This window comes from Nautilia lithotrophica, assembly GCF_054656815.1.
In genome coordinates, this window is the sequence record NZ_BAAHXN010000002.1 from 101,212 (window position 1) to 127,519 (window position 26,308).

A 26,308-nucleotide genomic window follows, 5' to 3' on the forward strand; every position below is an offset into this window, starting at 1 on the left:
TATGGCTAGAGAAATAAATGAACAGATTTTAAGTTTTGGTGAAATTCAAGAACCGCATGAAAGTTTTACAATTGCATATGGAAGTGTAAGAGTTGAGCAAAATAGATTATATAAAGATGTCCTTCCGACTGATGCTGTAAAACAGGTTATTATTATGCTTCAAGAACAAGCTGCGGAAATGGAAGCGGATGGTGTAAAAAACATAACCGTTACTATTACACCTGCTACAAATGAAAAAGGTGAGGCTGTTATGGATTATTACGGAATGGGGACAATAATTAAGTTAAAATAATTTAATCACAAAGCATTTCTATCACGGCCGGCAGGAATTTATGTTCGGCTTTTTTTAATTCTTTATAATAATTTTCAAAGTTATTGTATTTATATGGATTTATATGATATTGTAAAATAATATCACCGCTGTCAAGTTCAACATCTGCATAATGGATTGTAATTCCGCATGCTTTTTTTGATTCAAAAGATAATTTATCTGCGTTTAATCCTTTAAATTCCGGTAAAATACTTGGATGTAAATTAATAATTCTTCCTTTAAATTCATTAATTATATAATTAGGAATAATTCTCATATAACCTGCTAAAACTATTAAATCGGGATTTAATTCTTTGAGTTTTTCAAATATTTCTATATGGTCTTTGCTGATAAGAATTGGTGGCAGATTTTTTTCTTTTAATACAGATGAATTTTCTTTATTTGTTATTCCCATAATTACTTTATAATTGGTTTGATGATTGAGAATATTTAAAAAATTACTTCCGCCTTTTCCAAAAAACACTACTATTTTTCTCAAAACAAGCCTTTTTTAGTGAAATTTTAACACAATCATAATTTAAAATTTGATTAATTTGCAAATAATTATAAAATAATGTATAATTAATACAAGATTAATAAAAAGGAGCGGCTATGAAATTTAAATTATCAATGGTTTTGGCTGCACTGGTATCCATGGTTGGAATGGCACATGCAGATATGGCTGTAGATTTTTTGACACTTGATGCAACTGAAGGAGCGGTAGATTACGGAACGGGTTACGACACTCATAGAAAGATGTATACGGGTAAATGTGTTGAAATAGTGAAGATGGATTTATATGAAGGTGGAATAGGCCCTCAGCAGGATTGGAATTTTGGGTGGACTAAAACGACTTCAGAAATTACCAAAAATACAAATATAAGTGCCGATATATCATTAAAGGCATTAAGCGGTGCTACAACTTATAAAGCGAATAATAAAACAAGTTTGCTTCAAAAAACCGAAAGCAGCAGTTATAGTGTAACGTTATATGCTTATTCATATTTTTATGATGCACCTAAATTCGTAAGAATAGAATATGTAAAATTAACACCGCAAGCAAAACAACTTCTTAAACAAAATAAAGTATCGGAATTTAGGCAAAGATGTGGGGATGGATTTGTAATAGGAATACAAGAAGGTAGAGAATTTATCGGAACAGCTAGTGTTCAAAATCAAACATTAAAACAATCAATGGAATTTGCATCAAAAACAGGTCTTGGAATTAAAAGCGTAAGTTATGATGTAAATGCGAATGTTGATATTAAAAAAGCGGCAATGAGCACATTTGGTGTTAGTAATTTTAAAGTTCACACATATAGCACAGGAACTACAGCTGAATTACCATCAACCGTTGATGAATTTGAAAAATTTGCAAAACGTTTTTATAATGCAGCAAGTGAAAAATATAAAAAAAGAGTGAAATACATAATTGCACCTTATTCAATGCTTGCCGATTATCCGTTTAACGACATATTACAAGGTGATACGAAAGAAACTTATATGACTTATTTCGTAAATACTTTATGGGATTTAAAAGCTGCAATGAAGGATGCTGATTTTGTTATTAATCCAAAAACCCAGAAATTTTTTGCATTGGGAACAACTAATAGAAAAAAACAATACAGAGTAAATGCAATTAAAAGATATAAAAATGCATGGCTTAAAGAATTCAATGATTTATTAAAAGCTGCAAAACAATGTAATGAAAACTTTACTAATAGATGTGAACAGCTTGCAATCTATTATAGAGATAGAAGAAATATTTTGAATATTGAAGATAAAGTAATGCCTGAGAGATATGTGCAGGATTGTTATACACCGATTGTATTGGATAACTTGGGTGGATTTGACGGAAAAATAAGCACAGCATTAAAAACGGCTAGTGCTTCAGGATTTGAAGTTGTAGCTGGTGATACGGAAACAGGTGGTAATCCTATGAGAGTTGTTGCGGCTTTAAAATTTAAAGCTGATAGAAACAGGTTAAAAGCAATATTAAAAGTTGCGAAAATTGAATGGAAAAGAAGTCAGTATAAAGGAATGCCTTTAGTTGTAAGAACTAAAAAAGGTGAATCAGGATTTGGTTTAAGTTTGGATTTAACACTTTTTGATTTAACTCATCCTCAAAAATATATGGATGAATCAAGACCTCTTAATACGTGTGCATTTAATCCTATAAATCCTATCAAATCTCCAATGTATAGAGAACCAAAACCTGCCAGCGGTTTTGACAGAATCGGATTTAGGGGAGAACCGGTTCAAGGTTTAATTGATTATAGGGTTACACATAAAAATTCAAGAGGACAGGTAACAATAAGAAACGGAAAAGGTGTGCTTGAATATATAAAATGCGAACTTGATAGAAAAGGAAAACATGATGAAAGATGTGGTTGTAGTGAAGTAGGTGTAAAAGATATTACTCTTAACTTGGTATCAAAACAAGATTTAGCTGCTGATAGATGGAGAGATCCAAGATTAGCATATGAACCAAGAATATTAATCAACTTTTTAAATGGAAAACCATTAAATTATAATGGAAGAAAAGAAACGCCTAAAAATAAATATAAAATTCCAGCAAGTCAATTTAAATTTATTAAATTGAATGTTAAAATGACACCAGCAAAAACTCAACAGCAGCCAAAAAATACACCAAAAGTTCCAGTATTTACTCCAGTATTCAGATAAGGTTTTCCCCTTGTCTGATTTTTAAAAAATAAAATTGTTGAAGAAATTTAAAGTATAAATATTTTAATATATTGGAAATAAATATTTAGTGTCTGGCACTAAACAAAAAATGTTTAAATGGTGCCCAGGGACGGAATCGAACCGCCGACACAGGGATTTTCAGTCCCTTGCTCTACCGACTGAGCTACCTGGGCAAGGACTGAAATTATACTAAACGAATCTTAAAATATGCTTAAATTATAATAAAACAAGTTTTTTAAAAATTTCCCCTCTTTCTTTATAACCTTTGAACTGATCAAAACTGGCACATGCCGGGCTTAATAAAGCAACTGAATTGATAGTGTGTATTTTTTTTATTGCTCTTATGGCTTGCTCTAAAGTTTTAGAAATTTCAAAATCCAAATTGTAACTCAAAGCCATTTTTTTCAAAATATCCGTTTTTGCACCTATTATAAATAATTTAATATCCAAACTCCTCATATATTCAAATAAAGATGTAAAATCCTGTCCTTTGTCATCCCCGCCCAAAATAAGGTAGATTTTTTGATTTTTATATCTTTTTAAAGCATTAATTGTGGCATCGATATTGGTGGCTTTTGAATCATCCACCCAAAGCCTTCCTTTTGAATCTTTAAACTCTTCAAGTTTATGGGGATCTATTTTAAAGTTTTCTAAATTTTTTTCTTTTAAAAAAAGGATTTTATAAACCGCTTTTGCAAGAAGTTCGTCAAGTAAAAAAGGAGTTTCAAAATAAGTGTTTTTAAAATCAAAATATTTTATTAAATCTTTTTCGTTTTCGTATAAAATTTTAAATGCTTTGGTATCGGTATCAAGGTTTTTTGGCATTATTACCACGTCTCTTTCCGTCATTCTTTTTAAAGGGGAGATTTTTGCTTTTACGTATTCTTCGAAATCGCCGTGCCATGATGTATGGTCTTCTTTTAAAGGAAGTATGATAAAAATATTGGGTTTTGCGTATTTGGTATAATGAAGCTGAAAACTGCTCGCTTCAATAACCCAGAAGTTTGCATCTTTTTTCAGATCTGCCAGAGGAATTCCTATGTTTCCGCCTATATTTGCATTGTGTTCTTTTAATAAGTTATATATCATTTGTGTAGTTGTGGTTTTGCCGTTTGTTCCGGTGACCCATATTTGAAAGGGCGACTTTTCGTAAAAATAATCAAATTCACTTATGAGGTTTTTTGCTTTTTTTATTAGAGGATGGGTTGGAGGAATTCCCGGTGATGTTATTTCAAGTTTTGATTTGTCGGGATTAAATTCGTTTGAAGGTAAAAGTTTGTTTCCGTATCTGTCAAATGAGCTTTTTTCAAATTTATCGTCAAATATGTGCCACCCGCCGGTTTTTGCTATTGCCTTTGTCGTAATTCCATACCCAAACAGAGATTTCATTGATGCAGATATCCTTTTAACATTTCCCCAATGTCTGAATCTAATTTAATGTTTAAATATGGGAATTTTTTCTTATCAAGGTTTATATTTACAAATTCGATATCCCCTAGTCTTTTTTTAATTTCGTTTTTATATTCGATAAGAGATGATATTTTATCTACAAGAATTCCTTTAACTTTTGTAGCGATAAAAATTTTACCATCGGCATATTGTTTTAATTTATCAACTGATATATTTCTGTCGTTTGCTACGGTTTGCAAAAAATTTTCATAAGTAGGAAGTAACAGGTTTTTTAAAATATATTCTTTTTGCTCTGGTGAGGTTTTTTTAAATAACGAAACAGGCTTTTTATATTTTCCTACCGCAATGTCGTCTTCTTCCACGCCGATTTTTTTTGCAAGTTTCCCTATTACGAAATGAGGCATAATCACGCCTATGCTTCCGACTACAGCGTTTTTGTTTGCCACTATCGGTTTGATTGCGCTTATAATGTAGTATCCTCCGCTGGCCGCCATACTTTCTACGTAAACGTTTACTTTTTTACTTTTATTTAAAAATTTAAGATAAGAGTTAAATTCGTCACTTGCACTGGGACTGCCACCAGGCGTATTAAATATAAGTAAAAACTCTTTGCAGTTTTTGTCTTTTTTTAATTTATCCATTTTGCTGATTAATTTATTTATGTAATCTATAGTAATTGTTTTATTAATATTAATTACGGCTACGTAAGGTTTGGTTACGGGAACGCTTGGACTTAATGTGTTTTTTAAAAAAACGCCCAGTGCCACGAGTTCAGCCAAAATTAAAAGAATAACGCCAAAAAGTATCACTTTTTCTTTAACGGCTTTTATTTTAAATATTTTAAGTTCGGCTTTTAATTTTTCATTTTCTTCAAACATGTTTTTCCTTATCTAATTTTTATGGATAAAATTGCTATTAAATTTGTAATTAATGCCATTATCCAGAATCTTATCGTAATTTTATTTTCTTTCCATCCCAGCATTTCGAAATGATGATGTATAGGTGCCATTTTGAAAACTCTTTTGCCTCTTGTCTTGTAACTTCCCACCTGCAATATAACAGATACGGTTTCCATTATAAATACAAACGCTATAAATATTAAAAGAAGCTCACTCTTAGCGACTATTGCCAAAAATCCAAGCAACGCTCCAAGAGGCAGACTTCCACTATCACCCATAAACACTTCTGCAGGATTCGCGTTATACCATAAAAAGCCTAAAAGTGCACCGATTAGTGCAAATACGATTATGGTAAGTTCACCGACACCAAGCTCAAAAGGATAAAAAAGATATGAGCTAAATTTATAGTTTCCGACTATATATAAAAGTATTCCTAGTGTAAACAGGGAAAATATAGACGGAACCGTGGCAAGTCCGTCAAGTCCGTCTGTAAGATTTACCGCATTGCTCATGGCAACAATAATAAACGCCCAGAAAACAATTGCAAAATAACCCATATCAAAAACAGGGTATTTGTAAAAAGGCACATAAAGTTTTGTGTCAAATCCTATTTTAATAAGCAGATAAGAAATAACCAGTGCACCTATCCATTGAAGAGCGAATTTTTTTTTGGCACTAAGTCCTGCCTGATTTGAAGAGCCTTTAATTTTTCCAAAGTCATCTATAAAACCGAGGTATGTAAAATAAACAAGTAACAGAAGAGTTAATAATACGTATTTATTTAATTCTGTTGTAATCAGTATGGAAATAATTGCGCTTGAAATAAAAATAAGCCCACCCATTGTCGGGGTAGAATTTTTTGTTTTGTGATTGTCAGGTGCAAGTTCAAAAATCGGTTGAGTGGCTTTTGATTTGGCCCATTTTATAAATTTGGGCATAATTGTTATTGTAATGAAAAATGATAAAAAGAATGCCAAAATTGCTCTAAAAGTAATATAATGGAATATGTTTATATGAAATTGTTCATAAAGGTAATATAACATTATTTGCCTTTTTTAGATAAAATTTTATCATAATAAAAGTGAACGAAATGTTAATGAAGGAGATTTTATGAAATTCAGTGGAAAGAATGTTTTAGTTACGGGTGCAAGCAGGGGAATAGGTGCTGAAATCGCAAAAGTTTTAGCTGGATACGGACTTAAAGTATGGATAAACTACAGAAGCGGTGCAGAAGCTGCAGATAGGGTTAAAGAAGAGATTGAAGCAGCCGGAGGTCAGGCGGCTGTAATAGGTTTTGACGTTAGCGATGAAAAAGCTTTTGTAGAAGCTATAAAAACTATAATCGACAGCGACGGGGAACTTAGTTACCTTGTAAACAACGCAGGTATTACAAACGACAAACTTGCAATGAGAATGAGTGTTGAAGATTTCAAAAAAGTAATTGACGCAAACCTTACTTCTACATTTGTAGGTTGCAGGGAAGCTCTTAAGGTTATGAGTAAAAAAAGATTTGGAAGCGTTGTAAATGTAGCAAGTGTTGTAGCGGAAGCTGGCAATTTGGGACAGGCAAACTATGTGGCAAGCAAAGGCGGCGTAATCGCAATGACAAAAACATTCGCACTCGAAGGTGCGGCTAGGGGAATTAGATTTAACAGCGTAACGCCTGGATTTATTGATACCGATATGACAAAAGATTTGCCTGAAAAGGTAAAAGAAGAGATGCTAAATAGAATTCCTCTAAAAAGATTCGCAGCACCTAGTGAAGTTGCAAACGCGGTTGCTTTTCTTTTAAGTGATGCTGCTAGTTACATTACTGGTGAGACTTTAAAAGTAAATGGTGGAATGTATATGTAAAAATTGAGAATTAAACAATTTTATGCTAAAATGGCAAAAATAAAAAACAAAAGGAGAAATAATGGCATTATTTGATGAAGTAAAAGAAGTTATCGTTGAGCAATTAAACGTTGCTCCTGAAGAAGTTAAACCGGAAGCTAAATTCGTAGAAGATCTTGGAGCTGACAGCCTTGACGTTGTTGAAATGATTATGGCTCTTGAAGAAAAATTTGAAATCGAAATTCCTGATAGTGAAGCTGAAAAAATCCAAACTGTTCAGGATGTAATCGATTACATCGAAAAAGCAAAATCTTAATTTTTTTCCCTTCCGGGGATAATATTAACGGATATTTTTATAATATCTATTAATATTAACCTCAAAAAAAGGAAATATATGAGAGTTGTTGTAACCGGAATAGGTATGATAAATGCAGTTGGTCTCAATAAAGAAGAGGCATTTGAAAATATTATTGCCGGAAAGACCGGAATTGACAGAATAACACATTTTGATCCTGAAGGGTTCGGTTCTCAAATAGCGGGGGAAGTTAAAGGTTTTGATCCTAAAAACGTTATGGATCCTAAAGAAGTAAAAAAAGCTGATAGATTTATTCATTTAGGAATTGCGGCTGCCAAAGAAGCAATGGCTGATAGCGGACTTAGCGATTATGACGGAAACAGATTTGGTATTTCAGCAGCAAGTGGAATAGGCGGGCTGCCAAATATTCAAAAGAATTCTGTTATTTGTGAAACAAGAGGTCCTAGAAGAATATCTCCATTTTTTATTCCAAGTGCACTTGTAAATATGCTTGGTGGATTTGTTTCTATCGAATACGGACTAAAAGGCCCTAACCTTTCAAGTGTTACTGCTTGTGCGGCTGGAACACATGCCATTACTGAAGCTTTTAAAACTATTAAACTTGGACTTGCGGATAAAATGATGGTCGTTGCAGGTGAGGCTGCGATTTGTGAAATAGGTGTAGGTGGATTTGCCGCTATGAAGGCACTTTCAACAAGAAATGACGATCCTGCGCACGCTTCAAGACCTTTTGATGCGAAAAGAGACGGATTTGTAATGGGTGAGGGCGGAGCGTGTTTAATACTTGAAAAATATGAAGACGCAGTGGCAAGAGGTGCCAAAATTTACGCTGAAATAATAGGAATTGGTGAAAGCGGTGATGCAAACCATATTACAACGCCAGCACCAGGCGGCGAAGGTGCATATAGAGCTATGAAGATGGCTTATGAAATGGCCGGTGAACCTAAAATAGATTATGTTAATGCTCACGGAACATCTACAAAATATAATGATATGTATGAAACAATGGCACTTAAAACACTTTTCGGAAGCAAAGAAAACTGCCCGCCTGTTAGTTCTACAAAAGGTGCTACAGGGCATTGCCTCGGTGCTGCCGGAACTATTGAAGCCGTTATTACATTAATGGCGATGGAAAGAAATATAATGCCACCAACAATAAACTATGAAGAACCTGATCCAGATTGTGATTTGGATTATATTCCGAATGAAGCAAGAGAAGCTGAAATAAATGTAGCAATGTCTAACTCATTCGGTTTTGGTGGGACAAACGGAGTTGTAATCTTTAAAAAAGTAAAATAAAGGCATACTTTGGCAGTACTTGATTTTGAAAAAAGAATTGAAGAATTAAAAGAGCAGATTGACGTCGCTAAAATAAAAGGCGACTCTCATGCCGCTTCTACTTTACAAAAAGAACTTGAAAAAGAAATAGAAAAAACATTTAAAAACCTAACACCTTATCAGAAACTTCTTTTAGCACGTCATCCGGACAGACCTCATGCAATAGATTTTATTGATTTAATTATGGATGAAAAAATCGAAATACATGGTGATAGAGAATTTAGAGACGACGCATCTATTGTATGTTATATAGGAATGATTGATAATACTAAATGTGTTGTAATTGGTGAAGAAAAAGGTAGAAACACAAAAGAAAAACTTGCAAGAAACTTCGGAATGCCTCATCCGGAAGGATACAGAAAGGCTCTTAGGGTAGCAAAACTTGCTGAAAAGTTTGATTTGCCTATTCTTTTTCTTGTAGATACACCGGGTGCATTTCCGGGTATCGGGGCTGAAGAAAGAGGTCAAAGTGAAGCAATTGCCAGAAACTTATTTGAACTTTCCAGAATCAAAACCCCAACAGTTTCTGTTGTAATCGGTGAAGGCGGAAGTGGCGGTGCGCTTGCAATAGGTGTGGCGGATAAATTCGCAATGTTAAAATATTCGGTATTCAGCGTCATTTCACCGGAAGGTTGTGCCGCTATTTTATGGGGTGATAATTCAAAAGCCGAAACCGCCACAAAAGCTCTTAAAATTTCGGCAGAAGAGCTTAAAGAATTGGGTCTTATAGATGATATTATAGACGAGCCGTTAGAGGGGGCTCATAGAGATTATGAAACCACGGCCAAAAACATTAAAAATTACTTTTTGGAAAAAGTAAAAGAATTAAAAGAACTTTCAAAAGAAGAACTTCTTCAAAAAAGATTTGAAAAATATTTAAATTACGGAAGTTTTGACGAAAAATAATTTTTTCGTTGCTTTTTTATAACTGATGAATAATCAGTTTGCAGATTTTAAGATGTTTATATCAGTCTTGCATTATAGTGTCAGGCACCAAACACTTTATATGGAAAACTTGATGAATATGTTGTTTAATTATCTGTTTAAAATGTTGCAAGGATCTGTTGTAAGAGGGAAGAGAGTCTGAGGGTTTTTAAATTTTTATTTAGTGTTTTTAATTTCCTGAGCCAAAAATTTTGCGGTATAGCTTATATCTGTGTATTTTTTTGCTACTTCCTCAACACTTCCTGTTGCTATTACTTTTCCGCCTCCGCTTCCGCCTTCAGGCCCCATATCGATAATATAATCCGCGTTTTTAATAAAATCGAGGTTGTGTTCGATTACAATTACGCTGTTTCCAAGATCAACAAGATGCTGAAGCACCTGAACGAGCCTGTCGATATCCGCAAAATGAAGCCCCGTTGTAGGTTCGTCAAGAATATAAAGAGTATTTCCTGTATCGCGGCGGCTGAGCTCTTTAGATAGCTTAATTCTCTGTGCTTCCCCTCCGCTTAGGGTTGTGGCGTTTTGTCCGAGTGTAATGTATCCGAGCCCCACGTCTTTTAGGGTTTTGAGTTTCTGTTTTATTTTAGGTATTTTTTCAAAAAAATCATACGCTTCATCCACACTCATTTCAAGCACATCCGCAATTGATTTGCCTTTGTATTTAATTTCAAGCGTCTGTTCGTTATATCTTTTTCCGCCGCACGCTTCGCATGTTACCATTACATCCGGCAGGAAGTGCATTTCTATTTTTATCTGTCCTTCACCCTTACACACCTCACATCTTCCGCCTTTTACGTTAAAGCTGAATCTCCCTGGCGTATAGCCTCTAAGCTGCGCTTCGGGAGTCTGGGCAAAGAGGTTTCTTATATCATCAAACACACCTGTGTAAGTTGCGGGGTTGCTTCTCGGTGTTCTTCCGATAGGGCTCTGGTCGAGATAAATTACTTTATCAAGCTGTTTAAGCCCCTTAATTTCCACGCCTTTTACCTTTTGGATTTTGTGTGCGTGATTTAGTATTTCCCTTGCAACGGGAAGAAGTGTCTGCAAAATAAGCGAGCTTTTCCCGCTTCCGCTTACCCCCGTAACACATACGAGGTTTCTCAAAGGAATTTTTACGTCTAAATTTTTAATATTGTGAATATTTACGTTTTTAATTTCTATCCATTCGCTTTGAGGTCTGTCTTTTCTATAGTTTATGTCTTTTTCCCGTTTAATGTATTTTGCCGTTTCGGTGTCGCTTTTTAGAAGTTCATCCACATTTCCGCTAAATATTACCTCTCCTCCGAATTTCCCCGCTCCAGGACCGATATCCACGATATGATCCGCATTAAGGATGGTTTCCCTGTCGTGTTCTACGACTATTACGGTGTTGCCTTTGTTTTTTAAGTTTTTAAGTGTGTTTATGAGTTTAAGCGTATCTCTTTCATGCAGTCCGATACTCGGCTCGTCTAATACATACATAACGCCGGTCAGTCCGCTTCCGATTTGGCTTGCGATTCTTATTCTCTGGCTCTCACCCCCGCTGATCGTTCTTGCGTCTCTATGAAGGGTGAGGTATCCGAGTCCCACGTCCACAAGGAAAAAGAGTCTTTCCCTTATCTCTTTTAAAATAGGCTCGGCAATTCTTTTTTCTTGCTCGTTTAGATGTGAGAAGTTTTCTTCGTTTTTGAAAAACTCATACGCATCGCTTATAGGCATTGAGATAATTTCACTTATCGTTTTTCCCGCTACTTTAACCGCCAGGCTTTCCGGACGGAGTCTGAATCCTTTACATGAAGGACATATGCTCTCACTCATAATTTCGCTCATATCTTCGTCTTTATATAAATCAAGCGCTATTTGTCTTAGTCCCGGCCATCTTTTTGAAATTTTGTGTTTTCCGTATTCGAATTCTATATCGTAAGCGGTTCCGTTTAAAATTATTCTTTTTTGAAGGTCGTCAAGTTCGAAAAAGCTTTTATTCATATCTATATCAAGTTCACGACACAGAGCTTTAAAAAATTCCTGATAATATTTTTTGTTAAATCCCCAAATAAGCGGGATTGCGCCTTTATTCAGAGGCTTGTCTTTTATAACCTTTTCAATGTCAAGCGTATAAGTAACACCAAGCCCGTCACATTTCGGACAGGCGCCTTTTGGTGAGTTGAACGAAAAACTCACAGGTTCAAGTTCTTCAAAACTTATCTTACAATCAAAACACGCAAGATGTTCGCTGTAATGGATAAAATCCCTATCAAGCCCTAATTCTTTTGCGTTTAATATTTCTATTTCAACCTCACCAAAGCTTTTATTAAGAGCCTTTTCAACAGCTTCAGCTATTCTGGATTTGTTTTCTTCTTTTACGATAACCCTGTCTATTATAGCTTTGATGGTATGTTTTTTTGTTTTTTTAAGCTCAATCTCTTCATCAAGTCTAACAATAACGCCGTCTATGTATGCTCTTATAATTCCTTCTTTTCGAAGTTTCTCAAGCAGATCGTGAAATTCGCCTTTTTTCTCTTTTACAATAGGAGCGTAAATGATTATTTTGGCGCCTTCGGGAAGTTTTAGCACTTCATTTATAATATCCTGGGGGGTCATCTGGGTTATCTGCTTGCCGCACAGATGGCAGTGCTGGATACCGATTCTTGCATATAATAGTCTTAAATAATCGTATATTTCTGTAACCGTTCCTACTGTTGAGCGTGGGTTTTTGGAGGTGGTTTTCTGATCAATTGCAATAGCCGGGGTAAGCCCGTCTATTTTATCCACTTCCGGTTTTCCTGTTTTTTGCAAAAACTGCCTTGCATAACTTGAAAGGCTTTCAATATATCTTCTCTGACCCTCTGCATAAAGAGTATCGAATGCAAGTGTGGATTTGCCGCTTCCTGATAGTCCCGTAAATACTATAAGCTTATTTTTTGGTATTTCAAGGTTTATATTTTTGAGGTTGTTTTCCCTGGCACCTATTATTTTGATTTTATCCATTTATTTATGCTCCTGCGTGAAATTAATCGCGAATTATACCATAAATTTAAGGAAAGTTTAAGAAATGGGTTTATTAAAATAATTTTTGAAGCAATAAATTTTTACCTGTATCAGTTACAATTGTTTCTAAATGGAAAAATAGAAGTTCTTAAAAAGTTGTGAAATTTTTTGGGATGCGTAAGGCACAAAATCAAAATAATTTAAGATAAAAAAATAGAACTTAATAGTGACAGACCCCTTGTTTATTACTAATATATTAACAAGTTCAAAAATCATAAAATTTCAATTATCTCAAATCATTTTAATAACTATAAAACCTTAATAACTTAATAACTTTAATAACCTCAAAAAACACAACAACCCTAATAAAATATATCGATGCATTAAATAACCTTAAGCAATTTTAAAAATCATAACTAATTTCAAAAACCTTAACTACTTTTCTTACTGAAACTCAATCGCCCATATAGCAAAGAAAAACACAAGCATTTCGGTTATGTATAGTTTCCATTTTGGCTGGTGTTTGTAAAGTTCGTCTTTTATCTGCTGGTATTCGCTGTAGGTGAGGGTTGTAAACATTCTTTTAATAACCGTGTCTATGTAATCGTCCCTGTCGTCCGTTTTAAGAGCTATAAAAAGATGTCTATAGATCATAAATAGTTCAATCATTGCGATAATTATAAGTGTAATATCCACTATTTTAAGGGCTATCATCTCTATGATAATTATTTCAAATATATAAAAAATGATGGTATAACCTATAAGGGGATAGTGGTTTTTTATGTAATAAAGCGCAAACAATTTATCGGCAGCTGATTTGATTCCGAATTTTTCAAGTGTGTATATTCTAAACCCAATTAGAAGTATTACGATAAGTTCGGTTAAAAGTTTAATATCCATTAATGTCCTTGAAAATAGAGTTTGTATGTTGTTGCGCAAAATACGAATATATACCATACAAGTAGGAATTTTTTATGATGTTTAGGGCTCATTGTATGGTATAGTTTGATACCGAAATATGTGCCTATAAGGGATGCAAGACCGATTGTAAAACCTTTGGAATAGTCTATATGTCCTGCAAGGCTTTGTGAAATAAATCCAGAAATTGAAGAAAAAACCACAAAAAAGAGACTCAAACTCACGGTTGTTTTAAGTCTGTAATGCAAAAATCCTACAAGTATGGGTGTGATTAATATGGCACCCCCAACACCTACGCTTATTGCAATCATTCCTACGAAAAATCCTATAAAAAACAGCTTTTTGTTATCAATCGGCGGTTCGTCTTTTGGTTCCGGGACTGTTATAAAAAATCTTACTATAGCAATGAATACAAGTGTTAAAAATATAAATCCCAAAACCTCTTTTGAAGTATGTTTTACAATATATCCGCTAAGACTTGCACCCAGAGCGCCTCCAACGGCAAGCGAGAGGCCGTTTTTGATTTTTAAAAGGCCTTTTTTGTAATTAAGATATGATCCGTAAATTGAACTTAGCATCATCTGAGTTACACTGATTCCTATTGCTTCTTTAAAATGAAAACCTAAAAAAAGCAAAACGGGAACTAAAACAGTCCCGCCTCCTATTCCAAAAAAACCGGAAGCGAACCCTACGAAAATTCCAATAATTACGGCACTTATCAAATTAAGCCTTTTTTGATAAAATTATATCATAGTAAAAATAAACAGAAGTTTATTAATGTTTTATAAAATCTAAAAAGGAAAAGGGATGTTTAATATTATCAAAGAAGCAGTTCAAAACTTTATGGATTCTATTGAAGCCAAAGCCGACGAGTGTGATGAAAAAGTAAGCGGCGGTTTTGTGAGTAAAATTTCAATAAATGGCGATGAAAATTATGATATATATATAATTGTCCCGAACGAAAAATTAAGTTATATTGCCAATTATTATTTTGGTGAAGATAATTACGATACGGAAGATTTGACAAAAGAAATTGCAAATCAGATTATTGGAAACGCAAAAATAATAGCCGCTAAAAAAAACATAAATTTTGATATTTCAGTCCCGGAATTTCTTGGAGAATTTGACGGAAATATTGATTATGACGATATATTGTCGTTTAAATTTAACGGAAACAAATGTTTTTATATCCTGTTTAAGGAGAAATAATGGAAGAAAAAAAATTTACAGAAGAAGATATCGAAGAGTTTATTCCGGATTATTCAAATCTTTTAGACACAGAAGTGCTTTTTGAAAGCGATCTTGGAAGGGTTGACATTACATTAAGAGAGATACTTGCATTACAAAAAGGAAGCGTAATAGACCTTCAAAAACCGGAAGGTGAAAGTGCCGAAGTTTATATAAATGGCCGTATAATAGGTAAAGGTGAGGTTATGGTATATGAGAAAAACCTTGCAATAAGGCTTAATGAAGTGCTTGATGCAAACCAGCTGATATATTACTTAACAAAAGAACATTAGGCAAGTTGTGAAGTAGATAAGTTGTGAGGTTGTGAAGGAAATTATAAAAGTTTATATAAAATACGATAATATTGCATATACGCCCTTCACAACTTACCTACTTAACAGCTTATCGACTTAAAAAGAAGGAGTTTTTGTGAAAAAAATAATTTTTTTATTTTTAGGAATATTTTTATTTGGTGCAAATTTAATTAATGTGAATTTTTTTGAAGGAAAAAACAAGCTTGATGTTCTGTTTTCTCTTGATGACGCATTTAAAGGAAAAGTAAAGCAAATATCTAAAAATTCATATATCATTACGGGAATCAGCACTGATAAAATTATTCAAAAAGAGTTCAAGAAAAATTTTATAAATTCTATTATAATTTCGCCTGAAAAAAACGGCGTAAAAATAGACATAACTTCCAATAGTGTATTTAAAACGTCTGTTGCGCTGACACCGGACGGATACGGGGTGAGGTTTAGAATAATCAATACCAAGCCTGTTCAAAAGACCGGTATTCAAAATAACAGCATAAAAAATCTGAGCGTAAACAGGCAGGGTCTTGATACATTGTCTTATATTGTCGGAATAACAATTTTAATTATATTGGCTTTTATTTTGTGGTATATAAAGAAAAAAGCCGTTCATCTTCCGAAATTAAAAGAAGATATGAAGGTTTTGGCCCAAAAACCTGTGGATGCAAAAAACAAAATTGTTCTTTTTGAATATCAGAGCAGAAAATATCTAATGCTTATAGGCAATACCAATGTTTTGCTCGATGTATTTGTGGAGGATGTTGCTATACCTAAAAATGAAGTTGAATTTGATGAAATGCTGAAACTTTCCAAAAAATACGGAAATATAGAAAAATACATTGAAAATGCCGAAAAACTAAAGGAGTTTGATGAAAGAATTTGATGTAATAGTAGTAGGCGGTGGGCATGCGGGAATAGAAGCCGCATTAGCACCTGCCAGAATGGGTAAAAAAGTTTTACTTCTTACCATGCTTGTGGAACAAATCGGAGCGGCAAGCTGTAACCCGGCAATCGGAGGTCTTGCAAAAGGGCATTTGGTTAAAGAAATAGACGCACTTGGCGGAGAAATGGCTCTTGCTACCGACCATGCAGGTATTCAGTTCAGGATCCTTAATGAAAACAGGGGTCCGGCGGTGAGAGGGTCCAGGGCGCAGATAGATATGGACAGATACAGAATATATATGAGAACGGTATGTCTAAATACGCCTAATTTAACCATAGCACAGGAAATAGTTGACGAAATAATCGTAAAAAACGGAAAAGTTGTCGGGGTTAAAACCAATCTTTTAAACGAATACAAAACAAAAGCCCTTATTCTTACCACCGGGACGTTTATGAGAGGTATTATGCATTTCGGTCCCGTTAAACTTGAAGGTGGAAGATTTCACGAACTTCCGGCTAAAAAGATCAGCAAATCTCTTGAGGACTTGGGATTTAAGTTAGAGAGATTAAAAACCGGAACTACCGCAAGGATTGATGCAAGAACTATTGATTTTTCCAAAATGGAAATACAGCCGGGTGATGAAAACCCTAAACCTTTTAGTTTCAGAACGGATAAAAAAACGTTTAACCCGACTCAGCTTCCGTGTTACATAACATATACAAACGAAACGACACACGACATTATTAAAAGTAACTTCCACAGAGCCCCGCTTTTTACGGGACAGATTGAGGGTGTGGGTCCTAGATACTGCCCAAGTATCGAAGATAAACTGAATAAATTCCCTGATAAAGAACGCCATCACGTATTTGTGGAGCCTCAGACTTTGGAAGCCACGGAATATTATCTAAACGGACTTTCGACTTCTCTTCCTATGGATGTTCAGGAAGACTTTATCCATTCAATCCCGGGGCTTGAAAATGCTAAAATAGTGAGATTCGGATATGCAATTGAATACGATTTCATACAGCCTACAAACCTTAAACATTCACTTGAGACTAAAGAAATCGAAGGCCTTTTCTTTGCGGGGCAGATTAACGGAACGACGGGATACGAAGAAGCCGCCGCTCAGGGAATTATGGCCGGAATCAACGCAGCGCTTAAAATCGACGGCAAAGAGCCAATAATTTTCAGAAGGGACGAAGCATATATAGGTGTGCTTATTGACGATTTGGTTACAAAAGGGACAAACGAACCATATAGAATGTTTACAAGCAGAAGTGAATATAGACTCCTACTCAGAGAAGATAATGCAATTCTAAGACTTGCGGATTACGGACATGAGCTTGGAATTTTGGATGATAAGACGTATGAGAGGGTGCAGAAATTAAGAGAAGAGATAAATAAGGGAATGAAAATACTCAATGAAACGTTTGTAACGCCTAACAAACAGATAAACGCACTTCTTGAGGAAATGGGCGAAGAAAAAATCCAAAGCAAAATGGAAATAAGAAAAATAGCCGGAAGACACACATTCAATAAAGAAAAACTTCTAAAACTGGCACCTGAATTTAAAGAATTCAGCGAAGACGCGCTTGAGCAGATTTTGATAGATGCAAGATATCACCACTATATCGAAAGACAAAAAGCACAGATTGATAAAATGAAAGAAATGCTAAGCGTAAAAATCCCTGAAGATTTTGAATACAAAGGAATTCCGGGTCTGAGCCGTGAAATTGTTGAAAAACTTGAAAAGTTCAGACCGCCTACACTTTTTGCGGCAAGTGAAATAAGCGGGGTAACACCTGCGGCTATCGATATAATCCATATGTATATCAATATGAGAAAAAAGAAAAGTTGACAAATTTTGTCTTTTTTATATAATTGCTAAAAAAGGAATTTAATGACATATATTTATGTATATACCGCAGATAAAGATAAGTTTGAAAGAATTAAAAAAGCCGTTGAGGTTGCAAAAACTCTTCCTGAGACGCCTGTTTTTTGTGTAAACGATTTAGAGGCGATTGAGGAAGTAAGAAAAAATGGGTTTAAAGCTATGAATGTGGATGCACTTGCAGATCTTTTTAATCTTAGTGACGGAAGCGATACATTTTATATTTTGACACCTGAAGATACGACGTATCTAAAAGCCGCGTTTGCAAACGTAAAAGAAATTAATTAGGAGAATTTGGCATGGAAAACAAAGAGTTAAATACTGAGAATAACACTCAGGAAGAAAAGCCGTTTAATTTCGGCAAGTTTATATTTGGAATATTTATAGGGCTTCTAATCCTTACCGGAATTATTATTATGGTTCCTTACTTTTTAATGAAGTAATATCAAAATAAAACCTGCTTCCTTTTCCTTTTTCGCTTTCAATCTGAAGATGTGTTTTATGAATTTTAAGTATTTTTTCAACAATTGCCAGCCCTAATCCCAATGAATTATCCCAGTCGTTTTTGGCTATTCGGTAAAATTTTTGTTTGATTAATTCTATTTCTTTTTCTTCTATGCCTTTTCCTTTGTCTTTAATTTCAAAATTTTCATTAATATTTATTGTTACTTCTTTTTTTGAATATTTAAGTGCGTTTGAGATTAGGTTGTATATTACAATCTCCATAAGTGTTTTATCCGCATAAATTTCTGTTTTTTTACAATTTAAGATTATTCTATTTGTATTGAAACTTTCTATTATATTTTTAGCTGTTTCACATAAATCAAATTTGCTGAATTTAACTTTTACTTTTTCGTTTTCAAGCCGTGTTATAAGATAAAGTCTGTCAATTAGATCACTTAATCTAAGGGAATTTTTTTGAATTTTTTTTAGAAACTTTTCGTTCATTTCTTTTGGAAGATCGTTTGAGAGAATCGTTTCAATATATCCGTTTATGATTGATATAGGGTTTTTAAATTCATGAGAAATTGCGGATATGAGTTCGTCTTTTGACGAATTTAATATTTTTAATTTTTTGTTTTCTTTTTTGAGTTTTTTGTTTTCATCTTTCAATTGTTCAAGCTCTTTTAACTCTTCAGAAAAAAAGATTTTTTTTAAAAAATTCTCAATTCTCAATTCTCAATTCTCCATTTTTATTTTAACTTTTCACTTTTCATTTTACACTTCTCACTTTAATTTGTATCCTACACCTCTAACGCTTTCGATGATGTTACCGACTTTGTGATTTAGTCTATTTATTGCAACATTTACACTTTTTTCATTAGAAATATCCAAATGTTCCATAATCTCATCACGGGTTAGAGTCCTTTTTTTGTTTTTAAAGAAAAGTTCAAGTAATCTAAATTCAGAAGGTGTAAGGGGAATATCAATATTTTCGTGTGTTAATGTTCTGTTGTTTAAATCGAGATGATAATCTTTATAAGAAATTAAACTTGAAGATATATTATATCTTTTCAACACAGCTTTAATTCTTGCAAGAAGTTCTTTCATGTTAAAAGGTTTTGTAATATAATCATCTGCTCCTCTTTCAAAGCCTTCGACGATGTCATCTTCATTTGCTTTTGCAGTAAGAAAAATTACCGGAATTTCATAACCTTCTTTTTTTAGATTTTCAACGAATTTACTTCCTTCAATTCCAGGAAGATTTCTATCAACTATCAGCAAATCAGGATTTTCCTCGATTATAAAATCTTTAACTTTTGTTGTATTAGTAAATCCAACGGCGTCATAGCCGTTTTGCTGCAAAGTGAACTCAAGCAGTTCTAAAAGATCCTCTTCGTCTTCAATAATCGCAATAGTTATCATTTTTAATTCCCCATTTTCAATTAAAGTTCCAGTCCCTCTTTAGCAAACAGAAGATATGATGCTATAGTTTTAGCGCTGTCACTGATTCTTTCCAGTTTTTTTGCAATGTTTAATATTTTTAAAATTTCGTCAACATCATCTTTTTGTTTTACTTCAAGAACAAGGTCTTTATATATTTCATCCGCTATTTTTTCATAGCTTATAATCGTTGAATAAGCATCTTCAATAGTGTCGCCTTTAACTGCAAGTTTAAGAGTATCAATAGTAGAAAGTGCGTTTTGATAAAGTGCGTCGATTTTTTCATCTTCAAAATCATATTTTTTAATAAATGCTTTTGTAGATTTTTTGATTTTAGAAAGGAATGAGCTTATTTTTAAATAAGCCACTACTTCACGCAAAAATTCCCCCTGAGGATGAAATAGTGCTAAAAATTTAATAACTTCATTGTCAAATTCTTTTAAATCAATTAAAAAAAACTCTTCTGTCAATTCTTTTTTTTGTAGGGATTCTTCAATAGCTTCAATATATCCTATAAATTTATCATTTATATTGTTTAATGCTTTTTCAAATGCACTTAGCATATAAATCCTTTTTAATTTGAATTATAACATTAAAAAATAATCAGCATTGTTATCAATTTGTTATTGATTGTTATCAAAATGTTATCTTAGTGTTTTACAATTTCGCAAATCAAAAAAAGGAAGGCTTATGAGAAAATTTATTTTAGGAATGTTGATAGCTGTAAGTTCTTTTGCATTTACAATTAACGGAACGGGGGCTAGTTTTCCATATCCTGTATATAAACAATGGATTAAAAGTTATTATGAAGCAACTGGAAACAGAGTAAACTATACTGCAACCGGAAGCGGAACCGGTATTAAAGAAGTTGCATACAGACACGTGGCATTTGGTGGAAGCGACAAACCTTTAACTCCGGCAACACTTAAAAAAGCAAAACTTTATCAGTTTCCTACGGTTGTTGGAGGAATTGTGTTTGGATACAATATTCCTGGTGTTAATAATTTAAAGCTTAGCGAAGCGGCTATTAAAGGTATTGTTCTTGGAAATATTAAATATTGGGATAATCCTTTAATAATTAAATACAATCCAAACGAAAAACTCCCTCATAAAAAAATCATTTTTGTTCACAGAAGCGACAAATCGGGAACTACTTTTAATTTTACATACTATTTAAGCAAAATGTGCAAAACGTGGAGAGGAAAATTTGGTGCAAGAAAACTTATAAACTGGCCTACTGACGCACAGGGCAGGGGAATTGCCGGAAAAGGTAACTTTGGTGTTAGTGCAGCAATTAAAACAAATAATTATTCTATAGGTTATGTGGATTATGCTGATGCTAAGAAAAATGGGCTTAAAATGGCTGTTATTCAGGCGGCTGATGGGAGTTTTGTGACGCCTACACCTGAAAACTTTGCAAAAGGTGTTAAATACGCAGGATTTGATCCTAAAAAAGACTTTTACAAAATTATCGCATATCCTAAAAAAGGGTATCCTATAATTGCTTCCACATTTATTTTAGTGCCACAGGAAAAAATTAATACTGATAAAAAAGTAACGGCATTCTTTAATTATGCATATAAAAACGGAGATGAGGCAGCAGCTAAATTAGGATACATTCCACTGCCTTCAAATGTAAAAGCTCAAATAATGAAATATTGGAAAGAAAAAGGTATAAGCCCTGAAAAATAGGCTTTTAAAACCTTTTTGTATCGAAATAATTATAAAGGTGAAGTATGGAATCATTTTTTAGAAAAGTTTCTTCACTAAGTGCTACGTTTATTTTAATACTTCTCTCAGCCATATTTGTTGTATTGTTTTTATATGCAAAACCTGCAATCAAAGAATATGGACTGCATTTTGTAGTAGATCCTAGATGGGGTGTTACGCTTCAAACCTCTGCTCAAGAATTTGATAAATCTGCCAATAATACAACAAATAAAGTTACTGATAACGAGATTCCTACAGATAATGAAGATGTGGCTATACCTCAGGATAATGAAGATATTTCAATTCCTCAAGATAAAGAAGACATAGCAATCCCCCAAGATAATGATGACATATCTATACCGCAAGATAGTGATGATTTATCTGTTTCTCAAGATGAAGATATTGGTGCATCTTCAAATGTAAAAACAATTTACGGAGGACTTATACCTATTGTAGGGACTATACTTTCTACAATACTTGCTATGATTTTTGCGGTGCCTATTGCCATGGGTATTGCAATTTTTTTAAGCGAAATAGCACCACCTTTTATTGCAAAACCGGTAGGTATAGCAATTGAGCTTTTGGCTGCAATTCCAAGTATTATTTATGGTATGTGGGGATTGTTTTATTTTGGACCTCTTGTGGCGGATATGTTTGGTGGAAGTAGTGTTTCTTTACTTGTAGCCGGTATGGTATTGGCTGTTATGATTATTCCTTTTATGGCTTCTCTTACAAGAGATAGTATGAACACTACACCAAATGTTTTGAAAGAGTCTGCTTATGCCATGGGTGCTACAAAATTTGAAGTAATTAAAGATGTCATATTTCCTTATGCAAAAAAAGGTATAATCGGTAGTATGATTTTGGCTCTTGGCAGGGCGCTTGGTGAGACTATGGCTGTTGCTTTCGTAATAGGGGGTGTTTTCAGTTTCCCTCATAAATTAACTGACCCGACCGTTTCAATTCCGGTTGTATTGGCAAACAACTTTGCCGAAAGCAGCGGGATGAGTTTAAGTGCATTATTTTATCTGGCTTTAATTTTATTCGTAATTTCTTTTGCGGTAATAAGTTTTGCGAAGTTTTATTTTTTAAGGGAAAAGAGATGAAGTTAAATATTTTTCAAAATAAAGGGTTTATATGAGACTAGTTATAAACAAAATAGTTTTACTGCTTTCGACTTTAAGTGCGGTTGTGGGTCTTGGGTTTTTGTTTTGGATCCTTATTACCCTAACGATCAAAGGTATAGGTGCAATTGATTTACATATTTTTACAAACGACCTGGTAAACAACGGACTTAGAAACCTGCTTGTTGGGCAGTTTGTATTGGCTTTAATTGCTGTGGCAATAGGTGTTCCTATCGGAATGGTTGCCGGTATTTATCTTCAGGAATATTCTTTTGGCAACAAATACGCTCAGTTTATAAGAAACCTGAGTGATGTTATGATGTCCGCACCTTCAATCGTAATAGGAACGTTTGTATATGCCATTGTGGTAACACCGGTAGGACATCAAAACGGATGGGCGGGTGCTATTGCACTTGCCATTATGATGATACCGATTGTAGTAAGAACCACGGACGATATGTTGGGGCTTGTTCCAAAAGAGCTTAGAGAAGCAGGGGTTGCAATTGGAGCACCGAAATATAAAGTTATTTTCGATATTATTATTAAAGCTGCAAAAGTGGGTATTATGACTGGAATTTTGCTTGCTTTTGCAAGAATCGTAGGGGAGACAGCACCACTTCTTTTTACAAGTGGAAACAGCGAATATTTTACACTGAATCTTAATGAAACATTTCCGAGTTTGACTGTTGCGATATATAACCTTGCAACGATGCCTGATGAAAATTTGGTAAGAATCGCTTGGGCGGGTGCTTTTATTTTAACACTTTTTGTTTTAATAATTAATCTTCTGGGAAGATACATTATAAAAGATAAAAAATAAGAATGGAGATGAAAATGGAAAAAAGAGTAATGGATATAAAAAATTTCAGTTTTACATATGCCGGGGCATTAAAGCCTTCACTTAAAAATATTAATTTACCTGTTTACGAAGGAAAGGTTACGGCTTTAATAGGACCCAGTGGATGCGGTAAATCAACGCTTCTTAGAAGTCTTAATAGAATACATGACCTTTATCCCGGTAATAAATACGAAGGTGAAATTCTTCTTAAAAAATTTGAAGATGGTGAAATGGAAAATATTCTTGAATATAAAAAAGAAAACGATCTTATCAACCTTCGCCAAAGAGTTGGAATGATTTTCCAAAAACCAACACCTTTTCCGATGAGTATATATGACAATATTGCTTATGGGCTGAGACTAAAAGGTATCAAAAACAAAAGCGAACTTGACGGACGTGTGGAAGATGCTCTTAAAGGCGGGGCTTTATGGAATGAGGTAAAAGATAGACTAAATGATGACGCAAGAGGGCTTAGCGGTGGTCAGCAGCAAAGATTATGTATAGCAAGGGCCATTGCGGTAGAACCTGAAGTGCTATTAATGGATGAACCTACGAGCGCGCTTGATCCAATATCAACTCTTTCCATTGAAGAGCTCATAACACAGCTTAAAGATAAGGTGACAATAGTGATCGTTACGCACAATATGCAGCAGGCCAGCCGTATCAGCGATTACACTGCATATATGTATTTGGGTGAACTTATAGAATTTGGTGAAACGACTCAAATATTCCTTAATCCAAAAGAAAAACATACGGCTGATTATATTGCCGGGAAATTTGGTTAAAATATTTAAGACATACATCGTCTTCATTTACTTATTTCTTTTCTTTTTGTAAAATTCTTATAAAAAAAAGAGGTTGTAATGGAACTTCAAACTGTCTCTAAAATAGAAAAAAAGGCTAGAAAATCTGCTGGTATTGATTTAATGCGCCTTGGTATTGCTTTAATTTTCATTGCTGTAGTTGTTATATATACATATGCAAAAACAGGAAGTGTTCCGAATAATCTGTTTTTGGTTATTGCAACCGTTTTTGGTGCTTATATGGCTATGAACATAGGTGCAAACGATGTTGCCAATAATGTCGGACCTGCAGTCGGAAGCAGGGCATTGAGCCTTACGGGAGCGATTGTTATCGCCGCAATTTTCGAAGCTGCGGGTGCGCTTATAGCAGGTGCGGACGTTACTAATACGATTAGAAAAGGAATTATTGATTTATCGGCATTTGGCGGTGATGTTAATGTATTTATCTGGGCTATGATGTCAGCTCTTCTAGCGGCTGCACTTTGGTTAAACCTTGCTACAGCTTTTAAAGCGCCTGTATCTACAACTCACTCAATTGTAGGTGGTGTTATGGGGGCTGGAATTGCAGCTGCCGGATTTAGCATAGTTCACTGGGGAACAATGGGTAAAATAGCCGCGTCTTGGGTTATTTCGCCGGTTCTTGGTGGAATTATTGCAGCAGGGTTTTTATATGCTATTAAAAAAACGGTTGTATTTAAATCAGATATGGCAAATGCTGCTAGAAAATGGGTTCCAGTGTATGTTGCCATAATGACTTGGGCATTTGTAACATATTTGACAATGAAAGGTTTAAAACACGTTTGGGTAAATATTACTGATGTTTTAACGTTCTTGCCGCATACCAAAAAACCGACTTTTGGTGTTGCTACTATTTTTGGACTTATTTTTGGAATAGCAGTTTACTTTCTTATGGTTGCTAAGCTTAAAAAAGAAGAAATATTAAATACAAGAGAAGGGATTAACAGATACTTTACTATTCCTCTGATTTTTTCTGCTGCACTTCTTAGTTTTGCTCATGGCGCAAATGACGTTGCGAATGCTGTAGGTCCTCTTGCGGCTATTTCAGATGCTGTTTTAAGTGGTGGAATTGCAAGTAAATCAGCAATTCCTTTTTGGGTAATGGCTATAGGTGCACTTGGTATTTCCATAGGTCTTGCACTTTACGGACCAAGACTTATTAAAACGGTCGGTGACGAAATTACTAAAATTGATCCAATTAGAGGTTTTTGTGTTGCTCTTGCTGCGGCAATTACAGTTATTATAGCTTCACAGCTTGGACTTCCTGTTAGTTCTACACATATTGCTGTTGGGGCTATATTTGGAGTTGGTTTCTTAAGAGAATGGCTGCATCTTGTAGAACAAAAAGAAGATGAAATAGAAAAAGAAATTGAAGAAGCGGAAAAAAAATTAAAAGCCTATGAACTTGAACTTGAAGATTTACAACAAAAAACGGACAAAAATAAAGATGATTATAAAAGAATAGTTGAACTTATTGAAGTTACGGAAGAATTAGAAAAAACTATAAAAAGATTTAAAAAAATCCTTAAAAAAGAAGAAAAAGTTAAATACGTAAAAAGAGATCTTTTCAAAAAAATTATTGCTGCATGGCTTATAACCGTGCCTGTGGCAGCAGTGCTTGCAGCAATGATTTTCTTTATGATAAAAGGTATGATGTTATAATTAATGGAAAATGATTCAATGGAAAATGAAGTTTCATTTTCCTTTTTTATTTGAATTTAATATAAGTGTCAGGCACTATACAAATAAAGGAATGGAAATTGTGAAAAAAAGTGAAAAAAAGAACAGAGGTGGGAAAGCTGATGTAAAAAAGTTGCCAAGTTCCGGTTCCAAGTTCAAATATAAATAGGGATGAAAGAGAAGGATAGAGAAAAGTTGAAAAAGCATTTCATGTTTCAGGAGCTGCTAAGTGCCTGGCACTAATAACTTTTTACAATCTCAAAACCCTTAAAAACTATAATAACTTTAACTAACCTC

Annotated in this window: 26 protein-coding genes and 1 tRNA gene; 16 read left to right on the forward strand and 11 right to left on the reverse strand. The window is 34.1% G+C overall.

Annotated elements, in window-relative coordinates; genetic code table 11:
- Position 1 precedes the first annotated feature (1 nt).
- Positions 2–292, forward strand: coding sequence for a hypothetical protein (locus tag ACYQ19_RS05065; protein ID WP_459978345.1), 291 nt, complete (start codon positions 2–4; stop codon positions 290–292).
- A 1-nt stretch (position 293) separates the two neighbouring features.
- Here the strand turns inward: ACYQ19_RS05065 and ACYQ19_RS05070 are convergent, their stop codons facing one another.
- On the reverse strand, positions 294–809 hold the full coding sequence (locus ACYQ19_RS05070) for a formyltransferase family protein (RefSeq protein ID WP_459978346.1): 516 nt from the start codon (positions 807–809) through the stop codon (positions 294–296).
- Positions 810–922: 113 nt separating this feature from the next.
- Here ACYQ19_RS05070 and ACYQ19_RS05075 point away from each other — a divergent pair, with 113 nt between their 5' ends.
- On the forward strand, positions 923–2,995 hold the full coding sequence (locus tag ACYQ19_RS05075) for a hypothetical protein (RefSeq protein WP_459978347.1): 2,073 nt from the start codon (positions 923–925) through the stop codon (positions 2,993–2,995).
- Positions 2,996–3,113: 118 nt separating this feature from the next.
- Here ACYQ19_RS05075 and ACYQ19_RS05080 read toward each other — a convergent pair.
- From ACYQ19_RS05080 to mraY, 4 genes are all read right to left on the reverse strand, one after another.
- A tRNA-Phe gene (locus ACYQ19_RS05080) sits at positions 3,114–3,189 on the reverse strand.
- Between the two features lie 43 nt (positions 3,190–3,232).
- Positions 3,233–4,405, reverse strand: a complete 1,173-nt coding sequence (gene murD, locus ACYQ19_RS05085; protein ID WP_459978348.1) for a UDP-N-acetylmuramoyl-L-alanine--D-glutamate ligase — start codon at positions 4,403–4,405, stop codon at positions 3,233–3,235.
- Complete coding sequence (gene sppA, locus ACYQ19_RS05090; protein WP_459978349.1) at positions 4,402–5,304, reverse strand: signal peptide peptidase SppA; 903 nt, start codon at positions 5,302–5,304, stop codon at positions 4,402–4,404. The genes murD and sppA overlap by 4 nt, the downstream gene beginning before the upstream one ends.
- Positions 5,305–5,312: 8 nt before the next feature.
- A complete protein-coding gene (mraY, locus tag ACYQ19_RS05095) occupies positions 5,313–6,368 on the reverse strand; it encodes a phospho-N-acetylmuramoyl-pentapeptide-transferase (protein WP_459978350.1) in 1,056 nt (351 codons plus the stop codon).
- Positions 6,369–6,435: 67 nt separating this feature from the next.
- Here mraY and fabG point away from each other — a divergent pair, with 67 nt between their 5' ends.
- From fabG to accA, 4 genes are all read left to right on the forward strand, one after another.
- The gene (gene fabG / locus ACYQ19_RS05100) at positions 6,436–7,179 is read left to right on the forward strand and encodes a 3-oxoacyl-ACP reductase FabG (protein ID WP_459978351.1); all 744 of its coding nucleotides are present in this window, start codon (positions 6,436–6,438) and stop codon (positions 7,177–7,179) included.
- Between the two features lie 61 nt (positions 7,180–7,240).
- Positions 7,241–7,474, forward strand: coding sequence for an acyl carrier protein (acpP, locus tag ACYQ19_RS05105; protein ID WP_459978352.1), 234 nt, complete (start codon positions 7,241–7,243; stop codon positions 7,472–7,474).
- Between the two features lie 78 nt (positions 7,475–7,552).
- The gene (locus ACYQ19_RS05110; RefSeq protein ID WP_459978353.1) at positions 7,553–8,773 is read left to right on the forward strand and encodes a beta-ketoacyl-ACP synthase II; all 1,221 of its coding nucleotides are present in this window, start codon (positions 7,553–7,555) and stop codon (positions 8,771–8,773) included.
- A 9-nt stretch (positions 8,774–8,782) separates the two neighbouring features.
- Positions 8,783–9,718: an acetyl-CoA carboxylase carboxyl transferase subunit alpha gene (gene accA, locus ACYQ19_RS05115; protein ID WP_459978354.1), complete on the forward strand. Its 936-nt coding sequence runs from the start codon at positions 8,783–8,785 to the stop codon at positions 9,716–9,718.
- 195 nt (positions 9,719–9,913) lie between these two features.
- Here the strand turns inward: accA and uvrA are convergent, their stop codons facing one another.
- From uvrA to ACYQ19_RS05130, 3 genes are all read right to left on the reverse strand, one after another.
- A complete protein-coding gene (uvrA, locus tag ACYQ19_RS05120; RefSeq protein ID WP_459978355.1) occupies positions 9,914–12,724 on the reverse strand; it encodes an excinuclease ABC subunit UvrA in 2,811 nt (936 codons plus the stop codon).
- A gap of 444 nt (positions 12,725–13,168) precedes the next feature.
- Complete coding sequence (locus ACYQ19_RS05125; RefSeq protein WP_459978356.1) at positions 13,169–13,624, reverse strand: excinuclease ABC subunit A; 456 nt, start codon at positions 13,622–13,624, stop codon at positions 13,169–13,171.
- Positions 13,624–14,364 carry a sulfite exporter TauE/SafE family protein gene (locus tag ACYQ19_RS05130; RefSeq protein WP_459978357.1) on the reverse strand — a complete coding sequence of 247 codons (741 nt, stop codon included), beginning with the start codon at positions 14,362–14,364 and terminating at the stop codon, positions 13,624–13,626. The genes ACYQ19_RS05125 and ACYQ19_RS05130 overlap by 1 nt, the downstream gene beginning before the upstream one ends.
- 85 nt (positions 14,365–14,449) lie before the next feature.
- Here ACYQ19_RS05130 and ACYQ19_RS05135 point away from each other — a divergent pair, with 85 nt between their 5' ends.
- The 5 genes from ACYQ19_RS05135 to ACYQ19_RS05155 all read left to right on the forward strand — a co-directional run bounded on the left by ACYQ19_RS05135 (position 14,450) and on the right by ACYQ19_RS05155 (position 18,242).
- Positions 14,450–14,851 (forward strand): chemotaxis protein CheX, encoded by a 402-nt coding sequence (locus ACYQ19_RS05135; RefSeq protein WP_459978358.1) that lies wholly within the window; start codon positions 14,450–14,452, stop codon positions 14,849–14,851.
- Complete coding sequence (gene fliN, locus ACYQ19_RS05140; protein ID WP_459978359.1) at positions 14,851–15,162, forward strand: flagellar motor switch protein FliN; 312 nt, start codon at positions 14,851–14,853, stop codon at positions 15,160–15,162. Before ACYQ19_RS05135 ends, fliN begins: the two co-directional genes overlap by 1 nt.
- Positions 15,163–15,298: 136 nt before the next feature.
- Complete coding sequence (locus ACYQ19_RS05145; protein ID WP_459978360.1) at positions 15,299–16,063, forward strand: hypothetical protein; 765 nt, start codon at positions 15,299–15,301, stop codon at positions 16,061–16,063.
- Positions 16,050–17,921: a tRNA uridine-5-carboxymethylaminomethyl(34) synthesis enzyme MnmG gene (mnmG, locus tag ACYQ19_RS05150; protein ID WP_459978361.1), complete on the forward strand. Its 1,872-nt coding sequence runs from the start codon at positions 16,050–16,052 to the stop codon at positions 17,919–17,921. The genes ACYQ19_RS05145 and mnmG overlap by 14 nt, the downstream gene beginning before the upstream one ends.
- A gap of 42 nt (positions 17,922–17,963) precedes the next feature.
- Complete coding sequence (locus ACYQ19_RS05155; RefSeq protein ID WP_459978362.1) at positions 17,964–18,242, forward strand: hypothetical protein; 279 nt, start codon at positions 17,964–17,966, stop codon at positions 18,240–18,242.
- Between the two features lie 126 nt (positions 18,243–18,368).
- Here ACYQ19_RS05155 and ACYQ19_RS05160 read toward each other — a convergent pair whose 3' ends face one another.
- From ACYQ19_RS05160 to ACYQ19_RS05170, 3 genes are read right to left on the reverse strand one after another with little or no spacing between them, the layout of a single operon-like run.
- Positions 18,369–19,130 (reverse strand): sensor histidine kinase, encoded by a 762-nt coding sequence (locus tag ACYQ19_RS05160; protein ID WP_459978363.1) that lies wholly within the window; start codon positions 19,128–19,130, stop codon positions 18,369–18,371.
- A 51-nt stretch (positions 19,131–19,181) separates the two neighbouring features.
- A complete protein-coding gene (locus tag ACYQ19_RS05165; protein ID WP_459978364.1) occupies positions 19,182–19,820 on the reverse strand; it encodes a response regulator transcription factor in 639 nt (212 codons plus the stop codon).
- Between the two features lie 20 nt (positions 19,821–19,840).
- Positions 19,841–20,401 carry a PhoU domain-containing protein gene (locus ACYQ19_RS05170; protein ID WP_459978365.1) on the reverse strand — a complete coding sequence of 187 codons (561 nt, stop codon included), beginning with the start codon at positions 20,399–20,401 and terminating at the stop codon, positions 19,841–19,843.
- Positions 20,402–20,528: 127 nt separating this feature from the next.
- Between ACYQ19_RS05170 and pstS the strand changes: the two genes are divergently transcribed.
- The 5 genes from pstS to ACYQ19_RS05195 all read left to right on the forward strand — a co-directional run bounded on the left by pstS (position 20,529) and on the right by ACYQ19_RS05195 (position 25,993).
- Complete coding sequence (pstS, locus tag ACYQ19_RS05175; protein ID WP_459978366.1) at positions 20,529–21,530, forward strand: phosphate ABC transporter substrate-binding protein PstS; 1,002 nt, start codon at positions 20,529–20,531, stop codon at positions 21,528–21,530.
- 44 nt (positions 21,531–21,574) lie between these two features.
- Positions 21,575–22,654, forward strand: a complete 1,080-nt coding sequence (gene pstC / locus ACYQ19_RS05180) for a phosphate ABC transporter permease subunit PstC (protein ID WP_459978367.1) — start codon at positions 21,575–21,577, stop codon at positions 22,652–22,654.
- Positions 22,655–22,685: 31 nt separating this feature from the next.
- On the forward strand, positions 22,686–23,492 hold the full coding sequence (gene pstA / locus ACYQ19_RS05185; protein ID WP_459978368.1) for a phosphate ABC transporter permease PstA: 807 nt from the start codon (positions 22,686–22,688) through the stop codon (positions 23,490–23,492).
- 8 nt (positions 23,493–23,500) lie between these two features.
- Entirely contained in the window at positions 23,501–24,295 is a 795-nt protein-coding gene (pstB, locus tag ACYQ19_RS05190) for a phosphate ABC transporter ATP-binding protein PstB (RefSeq protein WP_459978369.1), read from the forward strand.
- A gap of 78 nt (positions 24,296–24,373) precedes the next feature.
- A complete protein-coding gene (locus tag ACYQ19_RS05195) occupies positions 24,374–25,993 on the forward strand; it encodes an inorganic phosphate transporter (protein ID WP_459978370.1) in 1,620 nt (539 codons plus the stop codon).
- Positions 25,994–26,308: the final 315 nt, after the last annotated feature.